This window comes from Actinomyces sp. HMSC065F11 (assembly GCF_001813085.1).
In the GTDB taxonomy this organism is placed as follows: Bacteria; Actinomycetota; Actinomycetes; order Actinomycetales; family Actinomycetaceae; genus Gleimia; species Gleimia europaea.
On sequence record NZ_KV811465.1, the window covers coordinates 139,493 to 158,918 of the forward strand.

The window sequence follows — 19,426 nt, forward strand, 5'->3', positions numbered from 1 at the left end:
GCACGCTTTTCGCTGTGTTTCAGATAACAGGCCCGAGAACATGCGGTTTTTACGCATAAAGAACCGCCCTTGGGCGCATACTTTTCGCTACGAGAGTTTTAGTTAAATAGCGCGGCAAGGACGGTTCACTACTGATTAGTATTTGAGGTCGTAGTTGATCTGGTTGATGAGAGGCTCGCCGCGGCGATAACGGCGAAGGTTTTGGGCGAATATCGCGAACGCGCGCTTGAAGTAGTGCTGGCTCGGACCGGAGTTGTGAGGAGTCATCAATAGGTTATCCAGGTCCCACAGCGGCGAATCTTTCGGAACCGGCTCCGTGGCGAACACATCTAGGTAAGCGCCCTTTAGCGTTTGCGCCCTCAGCGCGGCAACGAGGTCTTCTTCAACGGTAAGATCACCGCGCCCAACATTTATGAAAACAGCCTCGCCGTTCATTAGCGCAAATTTGGAGGCATCGAAGAGTCCTCGGGTGGCGTCTGTGGAAGGAAGTACGCATACAACGTAGTTTGCCTGAGGCAGGAGGGATTCCAGCGAATCCATGGTAAACATGGCGTCGAAGTACTGAGGGAGCTCATCGGTAAGGCGATTTCGGATACCGGTAACGTGCATGTCGAAGGCTTTTGCCTTGCGAGCAATTTCGCGCCCGATCGCCCCAGCTCCGACGATCAAGAGTTTCTGATCGGCTAGTTCACTAACCGCAATGGTCTGATCCCAGACCCTATCCGCTTGGTTTTGGAACGCGGTTATCAGGTTGCGTGAGAACATGATCATTGCGCCGAAAACCTGTTCTGCGATGGGCTTTGCCTGCACGCCAGAGGTGTTGGTCAAAACCACGCCCATCTTAGAAAGTTCGCGCAGCGGATAGCGATCTATACCCGCAGAGTAGGAAAACACCCAACGCAGGTTCTGGAACTGATCTAGCTTTGCCGCGTTCAAGGGCGCGTTATTCAAGATGATTTCGATGTTCTCCTTATCGGGAAGCATCGAATCAAAATCGGAGTAAACCTTCCACTCTTCCGCATTCCCAAACTCCTGACGCATAGCCTGGTCAATTTGGTCAGCATCGATCTTCACAAAGCCGCCGCTATCAGTTATTGCAATCATCGCGGTTCCTCCTACTGGTAGAAGCTTTATTCCACACTACAGCCATGCCAATACACGCGGCTCGGCTAGTTTGGCACGAGGTTACTTTCGAGTCAGAACGGAAACTATCTCCACGTGGTGGGTTTGCGGGAACAGGTCGAGGGCAGTGAACGCCTCCAGCTCATATCCGGCATCAAAAAGGCCGGCGAGGTCACGTGCACCCGCGGCCGGATCACAGGACACCAGCACAACCCGGCTGGCCCCCACCGCCGCGAGCGCACCTATGACATCTTTACCGGCACCACTGCGAGGAGGATCCAAAACGATAGTTCGCGGCCTCTCCCCCAGGTCAGACCATGCGCGCATGATGGACTTTGAGTTCACCCGTCCGGCACGCAGATCACGATCAACCTCAACTCCACGCAGGTTCTCCCTAGCGTAGCCAACTGCCTCTTTTGATCCCTCAATCGACACGATAGCGCCGCGCGGGCCGAGCTCGCGGCCCAAGAACTTTGTGAACAGTCCCGCCCCGGCGTAGAGCTCAATCACGACGTCGCCCTCTTCTACGCGCGCACCGTCAAGCACGAGCTCTACCAGGTCAGCAGGAGCGCTAACGTGAGCCTGCCAAAAGCCCGAGGCAGCCACCGAGAACTTCTCAACCGTTCCGCGAGCGCGCACCTGCCAATCGGCCCGGTCACTTACGCGCCGGTTTGCGCCGTTGAATACCTGGTTGCCAATTACAACTCGGCGTCCGCCATCGCCCGGGGCAACTATGCGAACTTTCTTGCCGGGACGCAGGTACTGCTTCCAGGGAGTATCGCCTAACATGCCAAGTTCGAGGATCGGTTCCACAGCGAGGGGCATGGTTTCAATTTCGACCAGCTCGTTTGAGTTTTCTTTCTTCATTGCGAGGCGCCTTGCCGGTGATACCTCAAAATCAACTCGAGTGCGCCAGTTTAAGCCGCGGGGGTCACTTGCCGAGTGAACCTGCAGGGCGCTTTCTCCCACGGCGCCTACGACTCGTTCGAGGGTGTTTGCTCCCCCGACTCGCGCCAACTGGTCTTTAATAACTTCCGTTTTCCATTCGCGCTGGTATTCGAGGGCAACGTGTCCGAGGTCCGCACCGCCTACACCACTCGCTGCGGCCTCGGGCCAAATATGCGCCACGCGGCGATCGGAAGGCTCCAAAATGTTTATGGCACTTCCGTAGGAAACTTTGGAGCGGCGGCTATCTACGCGCACGTCTACGAGCTCTTCCGGGATTGCTCCGGAGATGAACAGGGGCCGGCCATCCACGAGTGAGAAGCATGTTCCCCCATGGGCTGGACGTAGCGCCCTGACCTGTTTGATGATGTCCGGGCTTTCACCGTTGGTGTGCATAATCTTTCCTTAATCTGCCCAGGGCACGAGTGTTACCAACACGCCGGGTTCGTCTAGGAGTGTCTTTTCAAGGTGTTTCATTTCCGTGTTGTGCAAGCGCCCAAGTAAGGCGGTTTTGAACACTACATGAGGGAGCACCACGTTTACGAGTCGGTTCGGGTGTGCTGCCCGGGTTCGACGCACGTGCTCGATGATTGCTTCGGTTGGCCTAGAAGGGCCGGCATCGAGGATGGTGAGGTTCGCTCCGAGGTTTTCCTCGCGCCATTTCTTGAGCGCTTCTTCACTATCACTGCCGCCGGTATCTACATGGATCAGTTCGATCGAGTACGGCCTGGTCGATTTGATCCATTTGGTTGCGCGCGTGAGCGCTGGCCCCATACTTTGCGCGATGATCATGTAGTGCACGCGCCCGGGCGTGATTGGATCTTCAGTGGTGGTTTCACCGGCGCCAACTCCGTAGTTTAGGTAGTGGCGGCGTACGGTGTACAGCACGAAGTAGAGTAGCAGAATGAGCCCGGCCACTACCCAAGCGCCCTCGAAGATGCCAGAGGCTACGACTAACACGAGCACTACCACACTGATCACGAGGCCACCTAGTGCCATCAGACGCGCACGTCTCATTTTGTTCCTCTCTGGGAAGTGCCCTTCATTTTTCAGTTTCGCGTTCCAGAATTTCACGGTTGACCAGCGGGTTAGGGTGAGCGATAAGAACCCTGACACTGCAAGCATTGGAACGAGGATACGGAACTGGGCCGATCCCACCAGTATCAGACCAATCGCTCCAAGGGTGAAGATGAAAGGGGTGAACGCCATCCGTGTTGGATCGTTCATGAGGTGGACGGGAAGCAGATGGAAGTTGGCTAGTTCACCGCTAAGCTTGTCCGCGCTGTGCAGTACCGTCCTCGCTGATGCTATCGCTGCAATAATCAAAACGATCGTCGTTACCAGCAAGAACCATTCTTCCACGCCTACCGTTCGCAGGGCCGCGTAGAAGGTGTTGCGCCGTCCAATGAACCGCGCAGAATCAACGTCGCGGATGTTGAGCATGGCGAGCATGGCCGTCATCGAGGCAGTTAGGCTCATTGAAATCTTTGCAATACCAGCGTGCTTAACATGCGGGTAAGAAAAGTAAGAAAGGTCTGCGGTTAGGTGTCTAAGGAGCAGCGCGGGGGCGAGGACAACGCCAAGCCCAAGGCCAAGGGCAGGCACGATTCCGCGCGCAAACGGCGAGCGGCTTCCAACCTCGGTTGTGACTATCGCAAGGTCTGCCGAGGAGGTTTGCGAGAAGTACGGCGATGACCCGATCATGCCGGCGGTCAAAAACAGCAGCAGGAGGAAGCTAAGCACAACTATGGTTGCACCGACCCTGGTTGAGCGCGGCGCCACTTGGAATGTCTGTAGCATTGCAATGGCAACAACGGCGCATATTGCAATCGGCGTGCGCGCGGGAATAAGCACGGGCCACATGGATCCGAGCAAGAAACTAATCGAGGCCCCTGCGATAGCGAACGTCACGATGTATTCAGAAAGTTGCGCCGCCGCCGTGAGAGTGGACATTCGGGTGCCAAGCGAATCATCGACGCCCGCGAAGTCCCCTACGTACCGGCGTCTGGCTAGTAGAACCGGAATGTCAGAAATCGTGATCAGTGCAATAAGCGGAACCGCAAACACTGTGAGCCACGCCGCGATTGAGGCATCTAAGTAGCCCAGTGGTGACAGCACGTGCAGTAGCGCATCCGGCTGCCAAATTGGGATCAAAACCAGTAGCGAAGCCGAAGCGAGGAACGCGGATGTTCGCGCCAGCGGATATGCTCCGCCCTTCGCTTGCCTAATACCCGCGCTCGTTGATGTCATGTCCCCAACTCTACAGGCACACGAAGCGAGCGCGTTCTTGATAGTTTTATTAAATGCACTTTGTTGTCATGGGAGCCGGGCGCGTTGGAACAACGCTTGCCACGCTTTTAGATCAAAGAGGCCACTCGGTGGCTGTAATCGACCAAAATCCCGAGGCCTTTCGGCGTCTGCCCGCAAACTTTACTGGCCGACGCGTGACTGGCGTTGGATTTGACCGCGACACGCTACGGCAAGCCGGCATTGAAGATGCCTACGCTTTTGCGGCAGTGTCTAACGGAGATAACTCGAACATCATTTCTGCAAGAGTGGTGCGTGAAACCTTCAAAGTTGAACGCGTTGTGGCCAGGATCTATGACCCAACTCGTGCGGAAGTATACGAAAAGCTTGGTATCCCCACCATTGCCACGGTGCGGCGAACAACCGAAGCGGTGCTGTCTTGGATGATGCCACCGGACGTGAGCCGCGTGTGGACGCACCCCACCGGAGATGTTGCCCTGGTTTGCGCCCGGCCTGCATCTAGCTGGTACGGATTGTCCTTCGCTATGGTTCGCCAGCTAACCGAATACCCCGTTGTGTTCGTGTCCCGCCAAGGCCACATGGACGTGGCTAACGATGACCTAATCGTTCAAGAAAATGACGAACTTTACTTCGCGATCTCACTGGCTGAGGAAACCAGGATCCGCGAAATCCTTGCCAACGATCCAGCAGTGGGAGCATAAATGCTTATCGTAATCGCCGGAGCAGGTTCGGTTGGGCGCTCTATCGCACGCGAACTTCTACTAAAGAAACACGAAGTTACCCTCATTGATCGTCTGCCCGACCAGATGCGTGTTGCCACTGTGGCTGAAGCTGATTGGATCCTGGCAGACGCATGCTCGCCCGAAACTCTTGACGCCGCAAACGTGGGCAACTGTGACGTCATGGTTGCCGCAACCGGAGACGATAAAGCAAACCTCGTCATCTCTTTGCTAGCCAAAACAGAGTTTGGCGTGCCGCGCGTTGTTGCCCGCGTGAACAACCCAAAAAACGAGTGGATGTTCAACTCAACTTGGGGCGTTGACGTGCCCGTGTCCACTCCGCGCGTCATGACCGCCCTCGTTGAAGAAGCCGTGAGTGTTGGCGCTTTAGTTCGCCTCTTCCAGTTCCACGAGGCCGGCACCGCAATCTATGCCATAACGCTTCCCGCAGATTCACGCGCAAGCGGAAAGAAGATCGCCCAGTTGGGTCTGCCTTCCGACGCGCGCGTGCTCACCGTACTGCGCGACGACGCGCCCGTTGATAACGAGGACGAGTTCGAACTTGCCGCCGGAGACGAAGTGGTTCTAATGCTGTCTTCATTTGAAAAGTCTCTTGGCCAAGACGTCGAGCAGGTGTTCGGCTCCAAATAGGCCGGGCGCGTACGGCTTCGCCCCGACGCAAATTTAGAAACCGCGCACCGATCTAGTCGGTAGCTGTCGCGTTGCCCTTGGACTCCGTCTGCACGACTTCCCGGTACGGCCGTAGCTGCACCCATGTAACCCAAGCGACGAGGAGGAATGGGGGTAGTCCCAGAAGTAATTTGGCCGTTCCGAGCATCGCAACCTGGCCGCCCAGCCACAGAGGGATCTGCACCAAGAACCGCAAGGCGAACAGGGCGAACCACAACCATGACAGATTTCGCGATACCCTTGCCAAACGATCAAACGAGCCCGGGTTTTTCCACCACTTCCACCGCAATTGCCAAACCGGTGTCAGCGCCATCGACACCACCGGGTAGCGGACCAAATTAGCCACCATAATTGCCAGCCCATACGCGGCTGAAGTAATGATGCCAAAAGCGAAAAAGTTCTCGCCCCTACCCGACCACAGGGCCCAAATAACTCCGATGGCTACACCCACGAAGCCGGAAACTGAATATGTGACTGGCTGCCGACTTACCAGCCGAACCAAAATCAGCACTACCGAAATGCCGCCTGCCAAAATGAGCGGCCATTTCAGGCCCATCGTGATCACGTAAGCAACCACAAACACCAAGACAGGAAGCACAGATTCGATCGCGCCGCGCACTCCCCCAACCGCCTGCCACGCGGAAAACTGATCGGCGTTAAGTTGACTGGCTAAAGATTTGCTCTTACCACCTAGATTGCCTGCCGCCTCGTCGATCGAATCACTCATCAATGTCCCCCAGGATTTGAAAATGAGGATTCCACAGAAGCTGCTCAGAAAACTGTTGCATCACGTTGCCTTGGACAACCATGTGGGCGCCAACATGAACGCCCGGAATCTCACGCCTGCCCGGCCAGGCAACAATTACGGTACCCGTATCATCCTTCAAGTGTGCCCGCAGCGTCATCGACGCGCCTTCAATCGGGTACGTTATAGCAACCACCCGCCCCGAAACCACCGCGCGCATCCGCGGTTTCAATGCCGCGATAGCGGTGCGCGGCTGGTCTACTAATCGCGTTGGAAGAGTCAACCTACTACTTATCGTCCTGCGGCTCAGAAGCCGCCGTAAGCTCTGATGGAAGCGTGAACGGGATTACCGAAAGCGGTGCTCGCGGAGCGTCACCACGTTCGATAACGAGGCCAGAAATGACCGCCGCAACGGGCTCCCAAGCTTTCTCATCGGACAGAGCAGCACCCGCAAGGTCAATACGCAACGCCCAACGGTTACCCTCAATAGTGAAGATCCTGCTCGGAGCTATTGCATCGCGCCCGTCTTGGGTCTTCACCACCGTGTGCGCAACCAATTCTTCGCCCCATGGACCTTCGCGTACCTCAACCTTGGCACCCTGCTGTTCCAGCGCTTCTTTCGTGGCGCGTAGCACCTCCTGGGCTGCACCACCGGACTTCGGATTCGCAATCACCATCATCTGCATGACGGAATTACCAATCACCACGTTCATTCGCAAAATGGTTTTGTCCGGCGAGAACACGGGCTGGATTTGAATTCCTGCAATAGCGGGAAGTTTTAGTGGCCCAAGGTCAATGTATCCCTTAGAAACGTCACGCTGGCTGATGTCGAAAGGCCCGTGCTCCGGGGCTTGCGCTCCGCCGGCTTCAGCAGACGCGTCATCTGCCAGCGGTTCTTCGTCGCGGGCCTGCGCCACGTCCTCGGTCTTCTTCTTGCGCTTGAATAACGCCACTAAATTTCACCTACTACAATCAAAACCTACCGAACGGCCAGTCTACTCCGCACACTCGGTGCATACAGGCAGCCCATCCTGCTCGTAGGCAAGCTGCGAAATGTGGTGTACCAAGAAGCACTCCGAACAGGTGAACTCGTCATCTTGACGCGGAACAACCCGAACTGTGAGCTCCTCATTAGATAGATCTGCGCCCGGTAGTTCGAAATCTTCTGCAATCTCGTTCTCATCCTCATCGACCACATTCGAGCCCTGGTCATTGCGACGGCTCTTCAGTTCTTCGAGAGAGTCTTCCGAAACATCATCATCGTTCTTACGAGGCGCATCGTAATCTGTAGCCATGGTTACCTCTTCATACTCATCTGGGTGGACACAACAGCTGTTACTGCATATTAATGCCGCGCGGGGATATTAGCATTGATTTCAGCAATGAACGCAACCGACAAGCGACACGCGCATAATGTAGCACGATGAGAGCCACTTAGGTGCCATGCTTCATACTAGGGACGGAGGATTAATGATCGAGCTTGAACTTTTAGGCCCGCACGGGGATGGTTCGCAGTTGGTTTTTACCGATAAAGACGGCGAACGCTACATGATTGTTGTGGATGATGCTCTCAAGGCAGCGATCAGGCGAGGTGAGCTGAAGCTCGAGTCATTTCCTAAATCCGGGTCCGTCCTGCGTCCTCGCGAAATCCAGCAACTTCTGCGTGCGGGCATGCCAGCCGCCGAAATCGCGGCGAACTATGACATCGACATTGACCGCATTAATCGCTTTCTTGCGCCGGTTGTCACCGAACGCAACTACATCGTGTCCGCCGCATTGGCCGAGCCCGTCGGTGGCGAGGCGGGAGCACCCCAGCTGGGCGACCTGGTAATCGATAGACTCGCAACCCGAGGCGTCGATGCCCACTCCCTTTCCTGGACCGCGCTACGCGAGGGCGACCGCCCGTGGGAGCTGCACCTAACATTTGTTCAGGCAGCCACCGAGCGCCGCGCCTCCTGGCAGGTATCCAACCGCGGTGTACTTATTTGCGCACTGGATGAAGAAGCGCGCTGGCTTACCGAAACCACCACTCCTGCCGCCACCAATGTGACTAGCCTGCCTGAAGGCGAAGCTCCTACCAACACGCCGGGAGAAGCGGCCTCACCTGACGACGTTGAGAAGATCCTTGGCGATTTGGCTTCGAAACGAGGCCGACGCAGGGAATCGAAATCGCAAAGTAAAACTGAGACCGTTGAGAAGCCATCGCTGTTGCGCTTCCCTAAACCAGCCCAGCCTGAGCCGAAGGTGGAGGCCGAGGAGCCCATCGCCGAACCCGAACCGGCCCAGCCGCAACCGGTTGTAAGCGAAGACAGTGATGCGTTGCCCGGCTTTGAAAAACTCGAAGTTCAAGAGCCTGAACCAAAGACGAACAATCGTAGTGGTAAGCGCCGCTCGGTCCCCTCGTGGGACGAGATCGTTTTTGGCACGCGCAGTAACTAATCGAACCTGAGGATCGGAATGGCAAGCTCAGCAGAGCTGAACGAGCCGTGCACACCCACTAGGTCTATCGACTTTTTAGGCTGAGTGCGTGAATCCACCACCACCCAGTCATCGTGCATGAATGCCACGGCATCACCCGTAAGTGTTGCTCCGCTTTCACCGCCCAGTATTTCTACTACTTCGCGACCCTGCACGATGGTGGCGCGCTCCCCCAGTTCGTCTCTCCAACGGCCGATCACTTCGTTGGGGTTGGTGGCCGCGTGGATATGCACGGCTCTACCCTCGCCCGCGATCAGTTCTAAGTCCTGCTGCAACTGCGGGTTTTGCGCCACGTCGATGCGTCTTTCCGGCCGCGTGTTAACCATTCCGTGATCACCCGTCACAAGCGCGCACACGCCTTTTGGCAGTTCCCTATTTATGCGCGCCAGCGCCGCATCCACGAGCTCAAGTTCGGCAACCCACTTGTCGCAGTCTGTACCAAAACCGTGCCCCACGTGGTCAAGGTCAGACCAATACAGGTAGACCACGGCCGTGCCCTCCCTTAGCTGTTGCATTGCCGCGTCTATTCGCTCGTCAAGGGTCTGCGCACCAACTGGGCGTGCTCCACGCAGGGCCGCCATAGTTAACCCCGATCCGGCAAACCGTTGCGGCATGATCGCCGCAGAATTTACACCCGCTCGGCTCGCCACCTCAAACATGGTGGGATTCGACTGCCATTCTTCAGGGGGTACACTCGCGTTTTCAAAGGTAAGAAGCGTAGTTACTTGGCTACCGTCCTTAACGGACCAGCCCACCATGTTTGTTTTTCCGGGCATAAGGCCGGTTGCAAAAGACGAAATAGCCGCGGCGGTGGTTGAGGGCAGAATGGTACACGCCCTCAACATGTCGGCTTTTCTCGAGCGCAAAAACGGCGTGTAAGGAAAATGGTTTGCTACAAGCTCAAAACCAAAACCGTCAATCAAAACCACGAGGGTTTGCTGGCTCTCTTTCAACTGTAGATAGTTTGCAAGGCGATCGCGCTGCTCCTCAGCCCGAGGTGCCGGTCCGCTCACTCCCCACGCCCTAAAAATCACGGGCAAAATATCGCAGATAGACGGGTGAGCGGCGCGCATAACCTGCGCTTTATGTAAACTCATAGCCCCTTCCAACAGACATGCCCTCGCTTAAATTTCAGTTGCGCAAACTTTTTGACACAATGAGAGTTATGCCAAAAACGGTTGATACCAGCGTAGACGAACACATTGTCGAGATCGATGTTTCCAGCGAAATGCGAGGATCCTTCCTCGAATACGCCTACTCTGTAATCTACGCTCGCGCACTTCCGGATGCACGTGATGGCGCGAAGCCCGTGCAACGCCGTATCCTCTATCAAATGTCCGAAATGGGGCTTCGCCCCGAACGTGGCCACGTGAAGTCGCAAAGCGTTGTCGGCGAGGTGATGGGTAAACTCCATCCGCACGGTGACGCGGCAATCTACGACGCTCTTGTGCGTCTGGCACAAGATTTCAACCTACGCGTTCCCCTGGTTGATGGACATGGCAACTTCGGCTCGCTAGATGACGGCCCGGCAGCCGCGAGGTACACGGAGGCTCGCCTTGCCCCGGCCGCCCTCGACATGGTGAAAGACCTGCATGAAGACACCGTTGACTTCGTACCGAACTACGACAACCGTCTGACCCAACCAGATGTTTTGCCAGCGGGGTTTCCAAACCTTTTGGTCAATGGCGCATCCGGCATTGCGGTGGGCATGGCTACAAACATTGCTCCGCACAACCTTGGTGAAGTCATCGCCGCAACCACGCATCTGATTGATAACCCAGATGCCACCGTTCTTGACCTCATGCGATTTGTACCCGGCCCGGACTTCCCCGAGGGCGGCATCATTATCGGACAGGAAGGCATCGAAGACGCCTACACCACCGGTCGCGGGTCATTCAAAGTTCGTGCCAAGATGAACGTGGAGCGAGTGACTCCCCGCAAGCGCGGTCTGGTTGTCACCGAACTGCCCTATATGGTTGGCCCAGAGCGCGTTATCGAACGCATCAAAGATCAGGTCAACGCCAAACGCCTCCAGGGCATCTCAAACGTCACAAACCTAACGGATCGTCACCACGGCGTGCGCCTAGTAATTGAAATCAAGAATGGTTTCAATCCCGAGGCTGTGATGGAGCAACTGTACCGGCTCACACCGCTTGAAGATTCGTTCTCTGTAAACGCCGTAGCCCTCGTTGATGGACGCCCGCAAACTCTTGGTCTAAAAGAGATGCTTGAGGTTTACCTCGACCACCGTTACCAAGTAGTGCGGCGCAGGTCGCAGTTCCGCCGCCAAAAGGCGATGGACCGCCTCCACCTGGTGGAAGGCCTCCTGGTTGCGATTCTCGACATCGACGACGTGATTGCGATCATTCGCTCCTCCGACGATGTAGATGAAGCGCGTTCGCGCCTCATGCTTGCCTTCGAACTGGATGAGATCCAGGCCGACCACATTCTGTCGCTACGTCTGCGCCGGCTCACCAAGTTCTCCCGGATCGAACTGGAAACCGAAAAGGCCGAGTTGGAAGCCGAGATCCGCGCACTCGATGAGATCTTGGGCTCCGAACAAGTACTGCGCAATGTCGTTAAGGACGAGCTTTTAGAAGTGTCCAAGCGTCTGTCCACTCCGCGGCGGACCATGCTGCTATCGGCCGACACTGCGAAAATCACCACTACTGCCAAGAGCGCCGTGCCTCTGGAAATTCCTGACGGACCCGCAACGGTAGTGCTTACTCCAGATGGCGGTCTCATTCGCGTTGAGGGCAATGAGCCCCTTGAGAAAACCGATGCTCGAGCCGTAGCCGACACCTATCGGGTAGCGATCCCCACTACCACGCGCGGCGAGATTGCTGTAGTGGATAGCGAGGGACTAGCCCACCGCCTCCACGTGGTTGATCTACCCGCTGTGCCCCGGACAGCCTCAAACGCTTCGTTTGCTGCCGCGGTGTCTGCCAGCCACCTGCTTGGCCGCGACATTGAGCCGCGTGGCCTCATTGATCTTGAAGGCGACGCCATTACCGGCATTGTCACAAAGGCGGGCGTCATCAAACGTATGCGACCCGAGTTCGCTAAATCCGACGAGTTTGAGGTCATGCACCTCGCTGATGGCGACGAAGTGCTATTTGTAGCGCCCTGCCCCGACGAAGTAGACGTTGTGTTTATCGCTTCTAATGCGCAGCTCCTGCGCACGCCAGCAGGCAAGATCCGCCCGCAAGGACGCGTAGCAGGAGGTGTGGCCGGCATGAAACTTCTTGACGGGGCCAGCGTTATAGAGGCGGCGTTCACGGCATTGGACGCAGCCGAGGTCGTAACCGTTGCGGCCGCCGACGACGGCATGCTCTACCCCACCCAAACCTCTTTGAAGGTCACGAAGGGCGAAGTATTCCCCGAGAAGGGGCGCGCGACGCAGGGCGTACGCTGTCACCGTTTCTTGAAAGGTGAGGATGCGCTTGCACTCGCTCGAGTATGCCCCGGCATTGCACTTGCAACTTCTTCTACCGGGTCTCCCATCGAGCTACCCGAGGCGGACGAACGCCGTGACGGCTCTGGAACGCCGATCACGAAGACGATTGCCTCGCTGGCATAGCGCTACTTACAACTGGGGCGTAGTACACGAAAGCGCGGAAGCTGTATTCAGCTTCCGCGCTTTAATAGGTCCTATGAGGTTACCGGATGCGGCATTATTGCCCGCGGCACGCCTATTGTTCAGTTACTGCCAGGGTGTATACCCGCGACGTCGCCACCGTGGCGAACCCCAGAGAATCGTAAACCGACATCATTGACGGCGAGGAGAGAGACGAGAGTCCCGCGAGGACAGCATCCATCCCCGCCTTCTTCTGCGCACGCATCGATGCAGACACGAGGGCCGGCGCGATGGTTTGATCTTTAAACTCTGGAAGTACGGCAAGCATATCGATGCTTCCCTCGCGCCAACCCAGAACGGACCAGTCCTGAGAGTACTTTGATGCCATGACCAAGCCCGCGATGGCTTCGCGATCCGCAGCACGTGAGAGCGCTACAAAAGACCATTCGGGAATGAAACCCGCGCGATCCTCACCACTCCACTTGTAGGTCTCGCCGCGGCCACCCTCGCCGCGCGTGATGAGATCCAATGCGTGATCGATCTTATGCTGGCCAACGCTGTCCCAAGGAACGATAGTTATGAATGGATCTACTTCTACGAACTCTGGTTCCTTATCCAGCGCAGCTCGCATGTCAAAGTATGAACGATTCCACTCATACCCGTACTCCAGCAGATACTCCTCGAGAACGCGGTGGCCCTCTTCAACGTTAAAGAGGATCTGTTTGGACTCCCCGCCCATGGCTAGTAGCGCGGCCGTTGCGGTTTGTGTATGCCACTCAACCAGCACTCGCCCAAAGCCGATACCGCGGAACTTCGGGTCCACCCCGCCTCGACACGAAGCTACTACAGGCTCGTCATCAAACAGCCGGATGTAGCCGTACACGCGCAATTTGCCATCAATGAACCCGCCGATTGCAAAAAACTCATCAGAATAGCTAAACAGCTCGGCTATCTCTTCTTCAGAAGTACGGTACGGGAGGTCATCAGACTTTTCAATGCGATGCTGCAAGTCTGCAAGCATGCGAGAATCGCGCACATCAAGGAACCGCCACGAACATTCAAGACCGGGCGCAAGCAACTCTGGAGTCGCGGGCAGGGACGTTAGAATGACGAATCCTCTCTATCTCAGACCACGTGACTAAAAATCAAGACTATAAACAAAGTAGTTGCCTACAGCCTTAAATCCAAGCCGTTCGTAAAAACTGTGAGCGCCGTGCGGATTATCCGTATCCACATCCAGTCCCATGCGTTGCATACCCGAATCATACGAGGCCTTCGTCGCCTTCGTAATCAGAGCACGGGCGAGACCGGAGCCACGCGTATTTGGCTCAACGCCAAGAAGTTCAGCGTAGGCCTCGCTCATTCCGGTGTGGAGCCACCGGGCGGGGTGGCGCACCACGAGGATGTAGCCAGAAACCTCACCGGTGGGCGAAATTGCTACAAACGACCACCGCTTCTCGATGGAGGCGATAGCATCCTCCCACCATTTAGCAGCGTCTGCGGTACTTCCCCAGTGGTCTGAAAAAGCGCGCAGGTGCAAGGCTTTTATCTGCGCTTCAAGCTCAGCGATCCACGGAACCACCGTGTAGCCGCCGCGAGGCTCGTCTACCGTGGGTTCCTCGCCTTCCAAATCGCGGTACATGACTTGGAACTGGCGCTGCTTCTCAAAACCAGCACCCTCGAGCACTGCCACGCGCTGGAGCAGATGCCCATCAACGTTTGTAGCGATCTGCGCAGGCAACTCACAATCCGGACCGTACGCTTCTAACAAGAGTTGCGCTCCGCGAGCCTTCTGCCACTCCAAAATGGCCTCGCCAATGCCACGCCCTCGAAAATCTGGGTGGACTTCGCTAGAAATCTCAACTCTTGCCACTTCCCCATCAGCCGGGAGAACTTCGACTACGGCCACGGCCTGGATCTTGCCCTGATCATCGCGACCAACAATCACGTCTTTGCCTTCGCCCGTCACCAGCAGATCAGCAATCCTGTCCGCGCTAGTGGAGAACAAGGTGGAATCAAAAAACTCGCACTTGTGAACCTGACGGGCAGCGTCATAACCGTCACGCGGCTCAATTTCGGACCACTCGAGCCCCAAATTAGCTGGCGGGTAGGTTGCGCCGATCAGCGGTGCCGTTCTTTCTGCCAAAGTTGTAGACATAGCGCCATTCTAAAGGACACGCTCATGCCCACCCAATCAACGCCAAGCTTTTACGTCTACCAAGCAACTACTAGAGGCGCCATATACTTTACGCGTCGATCTTTTCCCTATCGAAGTCGTTTGCCCCCTCAACGATGAAACTACGACGAGGAGCCACTTCTGATCCCATCAAAAGTTCGAAAACCTTCTCGGCCTCAAGGAGCGCGGCCTCATCGGCGAGCGTGATTCGACGAAGAGTGCGGTGAGCCGGATCCATCGTGGTTTCAGCCAACTGGTCTGCGTCCATCTCACCCAGACCCTTGTACCGCTGGATCGGTTCCTTGTATTTACGTCCCTGTCGGTTGAGCTTGGCAAGCGTTTGCGTCAGCTCATCCTCAGAGTAGGTGTACAAAATCTCCTTCGGTTTCTTACCCTGCTTCGGTACCTCAATTCGGTGCAGCGGTGGCACGGCCGCGTAGACGCGCCCCGCTTCCACCAATGGCCTCATATAGCGGAAGAACAAAGTAAGTAGCAGGGTGCGGATGTGCGCACCGTCCACGTCAGCATCCGTCATCAAAACAACCTTGCCATACCTTGCGGCCGAGAGGTCAAACGTTCTGCCCGAGCCAGCTCCAATCACCTGAATGATCGCTGCGCACTCCGCATTTGCAAGCATGTCAGCAGTGGATTTCTTCTGTACGTTTAGAATCTTGCCGCGAATCGGAAACAGCGCCTGATGCTCCGAATTACGTGCAAACTTTGCGGTACCAAGAGCCGAATCGCCCTCAACAATGAACAATTCGGAAGAATCCACATCGTTTGAGCGACAATCGGCAAGTTTTGCGGGCAACGATGACGTTTCAAGAGCGTTCTTGCGACGCGATATCTCTTTGTGTACACGCGCTGAAACGCGGGCCTTCATCTCGCCCACAATCTTCTCTATAAGAGCATCATTGGTTTGCTTCACGTCGCGCTTACTGGACTTGAAACGGGTTTGGAAGTAGTCGCTCACAACCTTGTTGACAACCTGGCGAACCTGCGGAGTGCCAAGTACTTCCTTAGTCTGTCCTTCAAACTGAGGCTCTGGGAAACGCACGGTGACAACCGCCGTCATACCGGCCAGGATGTCATCCTTCTCAATGCGCCCATCCTTCTTTGTCACCTTGTAACGTCGCTGATTCTTATCCACCTGGTCGCGAATCACCTTAAGCAACGCAGCTTCAAATCCCTGGACGTGCGTGCCCCCCTTTGGAGTGGCAATAATATTCACAAACGAACGCTGCGTCGTGTCATAACCAACGCCCCACCGAAGCGCAATATCGACGTTGCAGGTGCGTTCAATATCAACTGGTTGCAGGTGCCCGCCCTCGTTCAAGCGCTGCACAGTCTCGTTGTAAACACCCTCTCCGGTTATGCGCATCGTCTCTGTAACAGGTCCATCAACCGCCAGGAAATCGACGAAGTCAACAACTCCGCCATCAAACTGGAGTGTTTCTTCGATAACCTCGTCACCGCGCTCATCAATACACGTGATAGCCAGGCCTGGAACCAAGAACGTTGTTTGGCGGGCTCTACCAAGTAACTGCTCGAAGTCGAATCCCTCATTCTTTGGGAAAATCTGGAAATCAGCCCAAAAACGCACGCGAGTGCCCGACTTACCTCGAGCGGCCTTGCCCACCACATCCAGCTGGGACGCATCCACAAACGGAGTGAACGGAGAGTTTGGAGTACGATCCTTGGAATCATCAAAACGGCCCGGCTCGCCGCGCAGGAATGACATCTGGTAGGTCTTTCCCGCTCTATCTACCTGCACATCCAAACGGGCAGACAAAGCGTTCACTACGGACGCGCCAACGCCGTGTAGACCGCCCGCAGATCCGTACGAACCGCCACCAAACTTACCTCCGGCATGCAACTTCGTGAATACAACCTCAACGCCGGAAAGGCCCACACCTTTCACTTCATCAACTGGAATACCGCGCCCATTGTCACTGATCGACACCGAATAGTCCGGGTGGAGCGTAACGGTAATGTGGTCGCAATACCCCTCAAGCGCCTCATCTACCGCGTTGTCAATGATCTCCCACAAGCAGTGCATTAGGCCGCGCGAATCCGTTGAACCAATGTACATGCCCGGACGCTTACGAACAGCCTCCAGACCTTCTAGTACGGAAAGGTGCCTTGCCGTGTACTCTGACGCGTTAGATTGGGTTTTGTTCTTACTAGCCACGCAAACATGTTAGGCGAAAATCCGGCTAAACTAACATTCCCACGCGGCCCTCTTCAGCTGATCGCGAAAACGAATGCCAAAACAGGACTTGCCGCTCGCGCACTGCAACAATGGAAGCATGACATACGAATCGAACATTACTGAAAGTACCGGACTTAAAGTCGCTGACCGCTGTGACCTCTGTGGCGCACAGGCATTCGTTGAGGTCGTAATGGAGTCAGGCACGCTAATGTTCTGCGGTCATCACGCACGAAAGCTTCGCGATTCATACTCTAAGACCGCGCTTGAGGTTCGTGACTTCACCGACCAGCTATACACCTCGGTTAACTAGCCTCACGTACTTTACGTACAGTTTCTTCAAAAGGGAGCGGCTCACCTTGAGCCGCTCCCCTCTTGTATGCGAGACGCAAACTCGCCTCACAAAATGATGTATTAAACCTAGTCGAGGTAGTCGCGAAGCACCTGCGATCTGGAGGGGTGGCGGAGCTTCGACATGGTCTTCGACTCGATCTGGCGAATACGCTCGCGGGTAACTCCGTATACCTTGCCGATCTCATCTAAAGTCTTAGGTTGGCCATCGCCAAGACCAAAGCGCATTGACACAACGCCAGCTTCACGCTCTGACAGTGTATCGAGCACGCGGTGGAGCTGTTCTTGTAAGAGCGTGAACGCAACCGCATCGGTTGGCACAATCGCTTCGGAGTCCTCAATCAAGTCGCCAAACTCTGAGTCACCGTCCTCGCCCAGTGGCGTGTGAAGAGAGATCGGTTCGCGGCCATACTTTTGAACTTCCACGACCTTCTCCGGCGTCATATCAAGCTCTTCTGCAAGCTCTTCCGGAGTGGGCTCACGACCCAAATCCTGCAACATTTGACGCTGCACACGCGCAAGCTTGTTAATCACTTCAACCATGTGCACGGGAATACGAATGGTGCGGGCCTGATCTGCCATTGCGCGAGTAATTGCCTGGCGAATCCACCACGTTGCGTACGTGGAGAACTTGTAGCCCTTCGAATAGTCAAACTTTTCTACCGCGCGAATTAGACCCAGGTTGCCTTCCTGAATCAAATCCAAGAACAGCATGCCGCGGCCCGTGTAACGCTTGGCCAAAGAGACCACCAGACGAAGATTAGCTTCCAGCAGGTGATTCTTTGCAAGCTGGCCATCATGCACCAGGATCTGTAGTTCACGGCGGAGCTTGGACGGCATCTCGTCGCCCTCACGCAAAATCTTTTGCTCGGCGTAAAGACCGGCTTCGACGCGGCGGGCCAGATCGACTTCTTCTTCCGCGTTCAAAAGCGCGACCTTGCCGATCTGCTTCAAGTAGTCCTTAACCGGGTCCGCAGTTGCACCTGCAACAGTTACCTTCTGTGCAGGCTCGTCGCGGTCATCCGAGTCAGAAACTACGAAGCCACCAACCTTTTCGGTCTGCTTGTCCTCGCTCTTCTTACGACGCGAGCGGCGCTTACGAGATCCAGCTGAATCTGAGTCATCCTTATCGTCGTCTTTGTCGTCGTCCTCCGCGTCGCTCTCGTCATCGTCTTCGTCATCTTCGTCGTCAGAAAGCTCAGCTGATTCAGCCGAATCGGCCGAATCCAAGTCAAGATCGAGGTCGTCGTCGACATCCTCGTCTTCAAAAGTTTCGGGAGCGTCCTCACCGAGATCTGCGGACTCGTCCTGAAGTTTTTCGTCCTTAACTTCCAGCTCGTCCGCAGGCTTAGCTGCCGCCTTCTTCGCGGTTGCACGCTTCGGAGTCTTCTTCGCCGGCGCGGCCTTCTTAGCGGCCTGTTCGTCGGTCTCTGTCTTAGCCTTGGTTGCTGTCTTCTTAGCAGCCGGCTTTCGCGTAGTCTTGGCAGCGGTCTTACGCGTAGTCTTCGGCTTTTCTTCAACTACTTCAGACTCTTCTGCCTTGGCAACTGTTTTCGCTGCTGTCTTGGTTGCCGCCTTCTTAGTAGCTGGCTTACGTGTGGTCTTAGTAGCAGTCTTACGCGCTGGCTTTGGCTTTTCTTCAGCCGCCGGGACCTCAGTTGCCTTAGGAGAGGCCTTAGCAGCGGCCTTCGTCGCCGCCTTCTTAGCAGGAGCCTTCTTTTCTACCGGCTTCTTTGCAGGAGCCTTCTTAGCAGTCGTTTTCTTTGCGGGGGCCTTTGTAGCCTCCTTGGCGGTTTGCGTGCCGCCATCCGCCTCAGCTTTAGTAGCGGCGCTTTCTGTAGCAGATGCGGCCTTCTTCGTAGTCGCGGTCTTCTTTGCCGTGGCAGTCTTCTTCGCGGCAGGCTTTCTAGTTGCCTTCGACTCGGTAGATTCAGCTACCTCAACGTCGCTAGTGGTGGATCCTGCGGTCTTAGAATTAGTCTTAGAGGCTTTAGAAACTGCCACGAAGTTTTCCTTTCCACGGGAACATTAGGGTCCTCTCACTCTTTAATCGGCGCATGGCTGCACCACTTGACCGGGTTGTGATTAATCGTGAGAGACGAAACTAGAACCAATTATAATCAGGTCTTGTATTTTTCGCCCAACT

At 55.7% G+C, this 19,426-nt stretch carries 17 protein-coding genes; 5 read left to right on the forward strand and 12 right to left on the reverse strand.

Features of this window, described 5'->3' with window-relative positions:
• Positions 1-135: 135 nt before the first annotated feature.
• The 3 genes from HMPREF2891_RS01545 to HMPREF2891_RS01555 form a co-directional block, all read right to left on the reverse strand.
• Positions 136-1,104, reverse strand: a complete 969-nt coding sequence (locus tag HMPREF2891_RS01545; protein ID WP_070620064.1) for a D-2-hydroxyacid dehydrogenase — start codon at positions 1,102-1,104, stop codon at positions 136-138.
• Between the two features lie 81 nt (positions 1,105-1,185).
• Complete coding sequence (locus tag HMPREF2891_RS01550; protein WP_070663683.1) at positions 1,186-2,463, reverse strand: class I SAM-dependent RNA methyltransferase; 1,278 nt, start codon at positions 2,461-2,463, stop codon at positions 1,186-1,188.
• 9 nt (positions 2,464-2,472) lie between these two features.
• Positions 2,473-4,317: a hypothetical protein gene (locus HMPREF2891_RS01555; protein WP_070663684.1), complete on the reverse strand. Its 1,845-nt coding sequence runs from the start codon at positions 4,315-4,317 to the stop codon at positions 2,473-2,475.
• Positions 4,318-4,370: 53 nt separating this feature from the next.
• Between HMPREF2891_RS01555 and HMPREF2891_RS01560 the strand changes: the two genes are divergently transcribed.
• Positions 4,371-5,036, forward strand: a complete 666-nt coding sequence (locus HMPREF2891_RS01560; RefSeq protein ID WP_186822273.1) for a potassium channel family protein — start codon at positions 4,371-4,373, stop codon at positions 5,034-5,036.
• Positions 5,037-5,705: a potassium channel family protein gene (locus HMPREF2891_RS01565; protein WP_034507474.1), complete on the forward strand. Its 669-nt coding sequence runs from the start codon at positions 5,037-5,039 to the stop codon at positions 5,703-5,705. It abuts the gene before it with no gap.
• 52 nt (positions 5,706-5,757) lie between these two features.
• On the opposite strand, the gene HMPREF2891_RS01570 is transcribed toward HMPREF2891_RS01565, so the two are convergent.
• Genes HMPREF2891_RS01570 through HMPREF2891_RS01585 form a run of 4 tightly spaced genes read right to left on the reverse strand, consistent with a single transcriptional unit; the run spans position 5,758 to position 7,784 of the window.
• Positions 5,758-6,471, reverse strand: coding sequence for a DUF3159 domain-containing protein (locus HMPREF2891_RS01570; protein WP_070663686.1), 714 nt, complete (start codon positions 6,469-6,471; stop codon positions 5,758-5,760).
• Positions 6,464-6,772 (reverse strand): hypothetical protein, encoded by a 309-nt coding sequence (locus HMPREF2891_RS01575; RefSeq protein WP_146002492.1) that lies wholly within the window; start codon positions 6,770-6,772, stop codon positions 6,464-6,466. Before HMPREF2891_RS01575 ends, HMPREF2891_RS01570 begins: the two co-directional genes overlap by 8 nt.
• Positions 6,773-6,776: 4 nt before the next feature.
• Positions 6,777-7,442: a DUF3710 domain-containing protein gene (locus tag HMPREF2891_RS01580; protein WP_034507469.1), complete on the reverse strand. Its 666-nt coding sequence runs from the start codon at positions 7,440-7,442 to the stop codon at positions 6,777-6,779.
• 42 nt (positions 7,443-7,484) lie between these two features.
• Complete coding sequence (locus HMPREF2891_RS01585; RefSeq protein ID WP_034507466.1) at positions 7,485-7,784, reverse strand: DUF4193 domain-containing protein; 300 nt, start codon at positions 7,782-7,784, stop codon at positions 7,485-7,487.
• Positions 7,785-7,959: 175 nt separating this feature from the next.
• Between HMPREF2891_RS01585 and sepH the strand changes: the two genes are divergently transcribed.
• A complete protein-coding gene (gene sepH, locus HMPREF2891_RS01590; RefSeq protein ID WP_070620041.1) occupies positions 7,960-8,928 on the forward strand; it encodes a septation protein SepH in 969 nt (322 codons plus the stop codon).
• Here sepH and HMPREF2891_RS01595 read toward each other — a convergent pair.
• Complete coding sequence (locus tag HMPREF2891_RS01595) at positions 8,925-10,064, reverse strand: alkaline phosphatase family protein (RefSeq protein WP_070663687.1); 1,140 nt, start codon at positions 10,062-10,064, stop codon at positions 8,925-8,927. The two genes, sepH and HMPREF2891_RS01595, sit on opposite strands and share 4 nt — an antisense overlap.
• Positions 10,065-10,132: 68 nt before the next feature.
• Here HMPREF2891_RS01595 and HMPREF2891_RS01600 point away from each other — a divergent pair, with 68 nt between their 5' ends.
• On the forward strand, positions 10,133-12,547 hold the full coding sequence (locus HMPREF2891_RS01600; RefSeq protein WP_148130905.1) for a DNA gyrase/topoisomerase IV subunit A: 2,415 nt from the start codon (positions 10,133-10,135) through the stop codon (positions 12,545-12,547).
• A gap of 112 nt (positions 12,548-12,659) precedes the next feature.
• Here the strand turns inward: HMPREF2891_RS01600 and HMPREF2891_RS01605 are convergent, their stop codons facing one another.
• The 3 genes from HMPREF2891_RS01605 to HMPREF2891_RS01615 all read right to left on the reverse strand — a co-directional run bounded on the left by HMPREF2891_RS01605 (position 12,660) and on the right by HMPREF2891_RS01615 (position 16,911).
• A complete protein-coding gene (locus HMPREF2891_RS01605) occupies positions 12,660-13,580 on the reverse strand; it encodes a hypothetical protein (protein WP_070620037.1) in 921 nt (306 codons plus the stop codon).
• Positions 13,581-13,682: 102 nt separating this feature from the next.
• Complete coding sequence (locus HMPREF2891_RS01610; RefSeq protein ID WP_070663688.1) at positions 13,683-14,702, reverse strand: GNAT family N-acetyltransferase; 1,020 nt, start codon at positions 14,700-14,702, stop codon at positions 13,683-13,685.
• An 88-nt stretch (positions 14,703-14,790) separates the two neighbouring features.
• Positions 14,791-16,911, reverse strand: coding sequence for a DNA gyrase/topoisomerase IV subunit B (locus tag HMPREF2891_RS01615; RefSeq protein ID WP_070663689.1), 2,121 nt, complete (start codon positions 16,909-16,911; stop codon positions 14,791-14,793).
• Positions 16,912-17,029: 118 nt separating this feature from the next.
• On the opposite strand from HMPREF2891_RS01615, the gene HMPREF2891_RS01620 reads away from it, so the two are divergent.
• Positions 17,030-17,242, forward strand: a complete 213-nt coding sequence (locus tag HMPREF2891_RS01620; RefSeq protein WP_070620029.1) for a DUF7455 domain-containing protein — start codon at positions 17,030-17,032, stop codon at positions 17,240-17,242.
• A 107-nt stretch (positions 17,243-17,349) separates the two neighbouring features.
• On the opposite strand, the gene HMPREF2891_RS01625 is transcribed toward HMPREF2891_RS01620, so the two are convergent.
• Complete coding sequence (locus HMPREF2891_RS01625) at positions 17,350-19,284, reverse strand: RNA polymerase sigma factor (protein WP_070663690.1); 1,935 nt, start codon at positions 19,282-19,284, stop codon at positions 17,350-17,352.
• Positions 19,285-19,426 lie beyond the last annotated feature (142 nt).

Coding starts and splice junctions, on each gene's coding strand:
- HMPREF2891_RS01610 (WP_070663688.1), bottom strand. CDS start 14,702: ATGTCTACAACTTTGGCAGAAAGAACGGCACCGCTGATCGGCGCAACC.
- HMPREF2891_RS01585 (WP_034507466.1), bottom strand. CDS start 7,784: ATGGCTACAGATTACGATGCGCCTCGTAAGAACGATGATGATGTTTCG.
- HMPREF2891_RS01620 (WP_070620029.1), top strand. CDS start 17,030: ATGACATACGAATCGAACATTACTGAAAGTACCGGACTTAAAGTCGCT.
- HMPREF2891_RS01600 (WP_148130905.1), top strand. CDS start 10,133: ATGCCAAAAACGGTTGATACCAGCGTAGACGAACACATTGTCGAGATC.
- HMPREF2891_RS01565 (WP_034507474.1), top strand. CDS start 5,037: ATGCTTATCGTAATCGCCGGAGCAGGTTCGGTTGGGCGCTCTATCGCA.
- HMPREF2891_RS01550 (WP_070663683.1), bottom strand. CDS start 2,463: ATGCACACCAACGGTGAAAGCCCGGACATCATCAAACAGGTCAGGGCG.
- HMPREF2891_RS01560 (WP_186822273.1), top strand. CDS start 4,371: ATGCACTTTGTTGTCATGGGAGCCGGGCGCGTTGGAACAACGCTTGCC.
- HMPREF2891_RS01555 (WP_070663684.1), bottom strand. CDS start 4,317: ATGACATCAACGAGCGCGGGTATTAGGCAAGCGAAGGGCGGAGCATAT.
- HMPREF2891_RS01570 (WP_070663686.1), bottom strand. CDS start 6,471: ATGAGTGATTCGATCGACGAGGCGGCAGGCAATCTAGGTGGTAAGAGC.
- sepH (WP_070620041.1), top strand. CDS start 7,960: ATGATCGAGCTTGAACTTTTAGGCCCGCACGGGGATGGTTCGCAGTTG.
- HMPREF2891_RS01545 (WP_070620064.1), bottom strand. CDS start 1,104: ATGATTGCAATAACTGATAGCGGCGGCTTTGTGAAGATCGATGCTGAC.
- HMPREF2891_RS01595 (WP_070663687.1), bottom strand. CDS start 10,064: ATGAGTTTACATAAAGCGCAGGTTATGCGCGCCGCTCACCCGTCTATC.